Genomic DNA, 5,899 nt, shown 5'->3' on the forward strand with positions numbered 1-5,899 from the left:
ACCGGAATGGCCGTGGCCGCGCCCCGGCGCAGGATAAACCCGGTCAACCCGGCCAGCGCGGTCCCGCTGAGGGCAGTGGTGGCTGAGCGCCCGACATCGAAACGATTGAAAAAACCCTGTTCCTTTTGTGCCGCAGCCTTCAACTCTGCCTCGAACACTTGGCGATCAGCCTGGCTGAGCTTGTCCTTGTATTGCTCGATCAGCCGTTCGGCAACCTGCAGTTCCAGATCAGCAAGGGCCACTTTCTCGATCGGTTGATCAAACTTGATACCCACCCGCTGCGCCACGTCCTGGGCGATTTCGCGATAGCTCACGCCATGACCACGGGCCAGGTTCATAAAGGTGTCGCCGCCCATGCGCTGCAACTCGATGGCCAGCTTCAAGGGCTCGCGCACGGTGGCGTCGATAGAGGCACTGCGCTTTTGCGCCATCAGCTCGGCGAAAAACTGCAACTCCTCCGGCCGCGCCTGCACCAGCAGCGGGAACAGCTCGACATCCTCTTCCGCAAAGCGCACTTCGCTGCTGCGCTGATCGGCGCGGATCATGCCCCGGCGTTCCTGCAGCAGGTCGGTGTACTGCACCACCGTCTTCAGTTGCGGCCAATACGCGGCGTGGTCGAACGTGGCCAGGTGCACGTTGGCGACCTTGGCCTTGAGCGCCGGTGTCAGCGGGATCGCATAACGACCGATGCAGCGCTCGGTGTCCGGCTTGAGCGCCAGCGCCCAATCCTTGCTCGAGTGGCAGTTGATCACCCGACCGCTGAGCGGCGCCGAGACCAGGTCCCAGGGGCTGGAGGTACAAATTGCACCGCCCATCAGCAGCAGGTTGTTCAGCGGCAACTCACGGGCCACCTCAGGGCTGGCCAGCAGGCTCTTGACCAGGATGCGCGCGCCCAGGGAGTGGCCGATCAGGTTGATCTGCCGCACCTTGATCGACTCGCCATGGAGGTAGTTGGCCAATTCGGGCAGCAGGCTTTTGGCGACCTCATCCACCCGCGCCTCGACGCTTTTGTAGTGGTCGAGGAAATAGGCAATCGCCTTGCCCACCCCGATGGTTGCGGCACCCAGGCTACCGCCACCCAACATCGAGGTAATCACATCCTTGAACGGCGCAAACAGGTTTTCCAGGAAATGCCCTGCCGGCCAGAACAGCATCAGGTTGGTGGAGCCTTCGATGGTTGCCAGTTGCCGGGAGAAACTACCCAGTTGTTGCTGGTTGAAGAACGCCGAATAACCATGCACGTAGAGATTGAGCACATCCCCCTGGGGCTCGCCACACAACACAAACGTGGGCTTGCGGGTGCGGTGCATTTCATCCCACTGGTGTTGCATGTGACGGTGACTCCTGGCGACGACGGAGGGCGATAGTAACAAAGGGCGGGCTACGGGAATGTGAATAACTGATACTCGGACTATCCATATCCCTGCACAGTGATGACAAAAAACGCGGATTTTGTTCGCAGATTCAGTCCATTAACCTTTGTCGGGTCAACCACTGAAACCGAGGAACACCATGAGCAAGCCCGAGTTTTTCATCACACCCGGTTACGGCGACATTGCACGCGAGACCCTGCATTACACCCAGGCGGTCAAAATCGGCAACCGCGTCGAAACCTCGGGCCAGGGCGGCTGGGATGACGAGTTCCAGATTCCCGAATCCCTCACCGACGAGATCGCCCTGGCCTTTCAAAACCTCGAACGCACCCTGGCGGCAGCCGGCGCCGGCTGGGAGCATGTGGTACACGTCAATTCCTACCACGTGGGAGGTTTCCCGCCGGAGGTGAACGAGCAGATGGTCAAGTGGTACCGCCATTACATGCCCAATCACGCCCCCATCTGGACTGAGCTGGGAGTAGAAGCCCTGGGGCTGCCGGCAATGCGCATTGAAATCCGCGTTACAGCGATTATTGCCTGACGCCGAACCGCTCGATCACCCAGTCGATAAATACCTTCAGCCGGGCGTTCTGATGGCGATTGGGTGGATAGATGATGTGCAACGGCGTGGCGGGCCGGGTCCAGTCTTCGAGTACCGGGACTAACTGGCCTGCCTCTACGTAGTAGTCAACGATGGTCTTGAAATGCTGCCCGACGCCCAGGCCGGCGAGCAGCATTTCCTTGAGGCCGTTGCCTTCGTTGGTGGAAAACGCGCAGTTGCCTACCTCATACCGAGTCGCGCCCTTCTCGAAAATCAACGGCTCCGGCTTACCCGACCCGGCAAAGAAATATCCCGCCTTGAGGTGGTTCTTCTCGAGGTCCTCGGGAGACACGGGAGTACCCATGCGCTCCAGGTAACCGGGCGCCGCGCACGTGACGTACTCGAGGTCGACAACCTTGCGGGCGATCATTGCCATGTCATCGAGCTTGCCAGCGCGCAGCACGCAATCCACACCCTCCCCCACGATATTCACGGCGCGGTCGCTGATGCCCAGGGCGATAGTGATCTCAGGGTACTCACGATGAAAATCCACCAGCGCCGGGATCAGCAGGCAATTGGCAAAGGACGCCGGCGCATCCACTTTCAGGTGGCCGCCGGGCTTGAGCTTCTGCCCGCGCAGGGCATTGTCCAGTTCATCGAGTTCCGCCACCAGGCACAGCGCGTGGCTGTAGTACTCCAACCCCTCCGGCGTCGCCGCCAGCGCACGGGTGGTGCGATGCATCAACTTGACGCCAAGGTGCTTCTCCAGGTCCGTGATGAGTTTACTGACGGTGGAACGCGGCAGTGCCAATTGGTCGGATGCGCGGCTGAAGGAGCCGGTTTCGACGACACGGACGAAGGCACGCATGGCGAGGAGCTGGTTCACGTTGATGTCCGATAGGGCGAGAATAGCGAGTATTGTCCATAAAGCTGCACAATGACGACAGGCATTCAGCGAACAAAAAAGCCCGGCGCATGGCCGGGCTTTTGACGGAGCGGATGACTCAGTGGGCAAAGTTCTCGATCTTTACCTGGCCATCAGGAAACGTAGCGACAATCTCCAGTTCTCCTCCCATGGCGCGAATGTAGTTACGCAGCGTGCTGATATACATGTCGGTGCGCCGTTCCATTTTGGACACTGCCGCCTGATTGATATTCAGCGCCTTGGCCAGCGTATCCTGGCTCATCTGTTGCGCCTTGCGCAGTTCATGCAGGGGCATTTCTTTCAGGTGTTGCTGGAAGATGCGCTCTGCATCGGCCCGGGCTTGCGGTGTCATGCGAGCCTGCAGCTCACTGAATTTTTTAGCCATGGTGACGGCCCTCTTTAAGCAGTGTTTCCAAATGTTCGTCATACAACTTCTCAGCCAGCGGGACGTATTCGTCATACCACCGGCCTCGACCGGTTTTATCCCCGCCAATCAGCAACAAGGCACACCGGCGCGGATCAAATGCATACAGAACGCGGTAAGGCCGCCCGGCATGCTGCACCCGCAACTCTCGCAGGCAGCCATGCCTGGAGCCCTTGATGTCACTGCTGTGGGGGAAGCCAAGGCCTGGCCCCAGAAGGCCCAGTAAATCCACACTGGCCGATACTGAGGATTGCTCCTTTGCATCCAGACCGCCCCACCAGATTCCAAACTCGTCCGTGTATTCAACGTCCCAACTCATGCAAATATGCCATCCATGGAATATAAACTCAAGGGCATAACTGTAGGAGTTCCTGGCGTGTACAGGCTTCCGTTTGTCCCGGAAAAGTGTTTGTAGATTATTCCCGCACAATGCTCAGCCCATAAAAAACCACCCTTTCGCGCGGCTGAAGACACGACCATAGCGCCGGCACCACGGATGATCCCGACCGCCACGTGCATAAAACTCATTGAAATAAATGGTATTAATAGTTTGGAGAGTGCCGCGAAAGAACCGGACGACATCCAATGAACCCGGAGGCGAAGGCCTTGGGACCTGCAAAGCAAGCTCGCTCCTACAGTAAAACCTGTTGATTCAGCAAAACGATCCCGGAGTTCCCAATGCCCCATGAAGGCAACCTGTTACAAGCGGCCGTTGTATTCCTGCTCGCTGCCGTCCTGACCGTGCCCCTGGCCAAGCGCCTGCAACTGGGTGCCGTGCTGGGTTACTTGCTGGCCGGAGTGATCATCGGCCCATCGGTGCTGGGCCTGGTGGGCAACCCGCAAAGCGTCAGCCAGTTTTCCGAACTTGGGGTGGTATTGCTGCTGTTCATCATTGGCCTGGAGTTGTCACCGAAGCGTCTGTGGGTGATGCGCAAGGCAGTGTTCGGTGTAGGCCTGGCACAGGTGTTACTGACGGGCACCGTGATCGGCGTGGTCGCGCTGTTCGTGTTTGGCCAATCATGGAACAGCGCGATTGTGCTGGGCCTTGGCCTGGCGCTCTCCTCCACCGCGTTTGGCCTGCAAAGCCTCGCCGAGCGCAAGGAACTCAACCAGCCCCACGGGCGACTGGCCTTTGCGATTCTGTTGTTCCAGGACATCGCCGCCATCCCGTTGATCGCCATGGTGCCGCTGCTCGCGGGCAGCGATCATCCCGCCACCACCTCCCAGGGCCTGCGACACGGCCTGGAAGTACTGGGCAGCATCGCCGTGGTGATCATCGGCGGGCGCTATCTGTTGCGGCCGGTGTTTCGCATCGTCGCCAAGACCGGCCTGCGGGAGGTCTCCACCGCCACCGCGTTGCTGGTGGTGATCGGCACCGCATGGCTGATGGAATTGGTGGGCGTGTCCATGGCCCTCGGCGCCTTCCTCGCCGGGTTGCTGCTGGCAGACTCCGAATACCGGCATGAGCTGGAATCGCAGATCGAACCGTTCAAGGGCCTGCTGCTGGGTCTGTTTTTTATCAGCGTGGGCATGGGCGCCAATATCAGCCTGCTGTTCAGCGCGCCGGTGATCGTGCTGGGGCTGACCCTGCTGCTGATCGCCATCAAGTTGCCGCTGCTGTTTTGCGTGGGTCGCCTGGCAGGCGGCCTGAACCCTGAAAGCGCGCTGCGCCTGGGCGTGGTGCTGGCAGCCGGTGGTGAGTTCGCATTCGTGGTGTTCAAGATCGGCCGCGACCAGGGCCTGTTCGAGCCGCACCTCTACGACATCCTGGTGCTGACCATCACCCTGTCCATGGCCGTGACGCCATTGCTGCTGTTGCTCTGCCCGAAGCTGTTCAAGCCCAAGGCCAAGCCGGTGGAAGTACCCGAGGAATACCGTGCCATCGAAAGCGATGCGCCACGGGTGGTGATCGCCGGGATGGGCCGCATGGGGCAGATCGTGGCGCGGATCCTGCGGGCACAGAACATCTCGTTCATTGCCCTCGACACCTCGGTGGAAACCATCGAACTGACCCGCAGTTTCGGCGGCATGCCGGTGTTCTACGGCGACCCGCAGCGCCCGGAAATCCTTCACGCAGCGAAAGTCGACCAGGCCGAGTTTTTCGTGATCGCCATGGACGACCCCGAGATCAACATCAAGACCGCCGCGCTGGTACGCAGCCTCTACCCGCACATGAAGATCATCGCCCGTGCCCGTAACCGCCAGCATGTGCACCGCCTGGTGGACCTCGACGCGTCACCGGTGCGCGAGACGTTTTACTCCAGCCTGGAAATGAGCCGCCGCACCCTGGTGGGCCTTGGCTTGACCCAGGCCCAGGCCGACGCGCGCATCAGCCGCTTCAAAAACCATGACCTGCAATTGCTGGCGGCCCAACACGCCGTGTATGACGACGCGGCCAAGGTGATGCAGTCTGCCCAGGAAGCCCGGACGGAACTGGCACGGCTGTTTGAGATGGACCGGATCGAGGAAGAGTCCGACAAGGTGTAGGGATGGAGATGAACGATCTTGCGAGTTTTCTGACAGAATACGGCGCAATTTCGTTCATCCCTGGAGAGCTTCATGGCCACCCTCAGCAAGACCGCAGCCCTCTTGGCCCTCGCGCTGGCCGCCGGCTTCGGCGCCAGCCAAGTCCTCGC

At 60.2% G+C, this 5,899-nt stretch carries 6 protein-coding genes; 2 read left to right on the top strand and 4 right to left on the bottom strand.

What is annotated here, in order from left to right; translation table 11 throughout:
* Positions 1-1,331: DUF726 domain-containing protein (locus HX846_RS26785; RefSeq protein WP_178966437.1), on the bottom strand; the 1,331-nt coding region annotated here is incomplete at its 3' end.
* Positions 1,332-1,512: 181 nt separating this feature from the next.
* Here HX846_RS26785 and HX846_RS26790 point away from each other — a divergent pair.
* A complete protein-coding gene (locus tag HX846_RS26790) occupies positions 1,513-1,914 on the top strand; it encodes a RidA family protein (RefSeq protein WP_003208087.1) in 402 nt (133 codons plus the stop codon).
* On the opposite strand, the gene HX846_RS26795 is transcribed toward HX846_RS26790, so the two are convergent.
* The 3 genes from HX846_RS26795 to HX846_RS26805 form a co-directional block, all read right to left on the bottom strand.
* On the bottom strand, positions 1,904-2,800 hold the full coding sequence (locus tag HX846_RS26795; protein ID WP_256579771.1) for a LysR family transcriptional regulator: 897 nt from the start codon (positions 2,798-2,800) through the stop codon (positions 1,904-1,906). The two genes, HX846_RS26790 and HX846_RS26795, sit on opposite strands and share 11 nt — an antisense overlap.
* 118 nt (positions 2,801-2,918) lie before the next feature.
* Positions 2,919-3,224 carry an XRE family transcriptional regulator gene (locus HX846_RS26800; protein WP_003208085.1) on the bottom strand — a complete coding sequence of 102 codons (306 nt, stop codon included), beginning with the start codon at positions 3,222-3,224 and terminating at the stop codon, positions 2,919-2,921.
* On the bottom strand, positions 3,217-3,582 hold the full coding sequence (locus HX846_RS26805) for a type II toxin-antitoxin system RelE/ParE family toxin (RefSeq protein ID WP_003208083.1): 366 nt from the start codon (positions 3,580-3,582) through the stop codon (positions 3,217-3,219). Before HX846_RS26805 ends, HX846_RS26800 begins: the two co-directional genes overlap by 8 nt.
* A gap of 359 nt (positions 3,583-3,941) precedes the next feature.
* Between HX846_RS26805 and HX846_RS26810 the strand changes: the two genes are divergently transcribed.
* Entirely contained in the window at positions 3,942-5,750 is a 1,809-nt protein-coding gene (locus HX846_RS26810) for a monovalent cation:proton antiporter-2 (CPA2) family protein (protein WP_102604789.1), read from the top strand.
* The last annotated feature ends 149 nt before the right edge of the window (positions 5,751-5,899 follow it).

This window comes from Pseudomonas sp. K5002 (assembly GCF_013386655.1).
GTDB lineage: Bacteria > Pseudomonadota > Gammaproteobacteria > Pseudomonadales > Pseudomonadaceae > Aquipseudomonas.

What these genes read in the sequence shown, in the direction of transcription:
- HX846_RS26800 (WP_003208085.1), bottom strand. Translation starts at nt 3,224, where the DNA reads ATGGCTAAAAAATTCAGTGAGCTGCAGGCTCGCATGACACCGCAAGCC.
- HX846_RS26805 (WP_003208083.1), bottom strand. Translation starts at nt 3,582, where the DNA reads ATGAGTTGGGACGTTGAATACACGGACGAGTTTGGAATCTGGTGGGGC.
- HX846_RS26810 (WP_102604789.1), top strand. Translation starts at nt 3,942, where the DNA reads ATGCCCCATGAAGGCAACCTGTTACAAGCGGCCGTTGTATTCCTGCTC.
- HX846_RS26790 (WP_003208087.1), top strand. Translation starts at nt 1,513, where the DNA reads ATGAGCAAGCCCGAGTTTTTCATCACACCCGGTTACGGCGACATTGCA.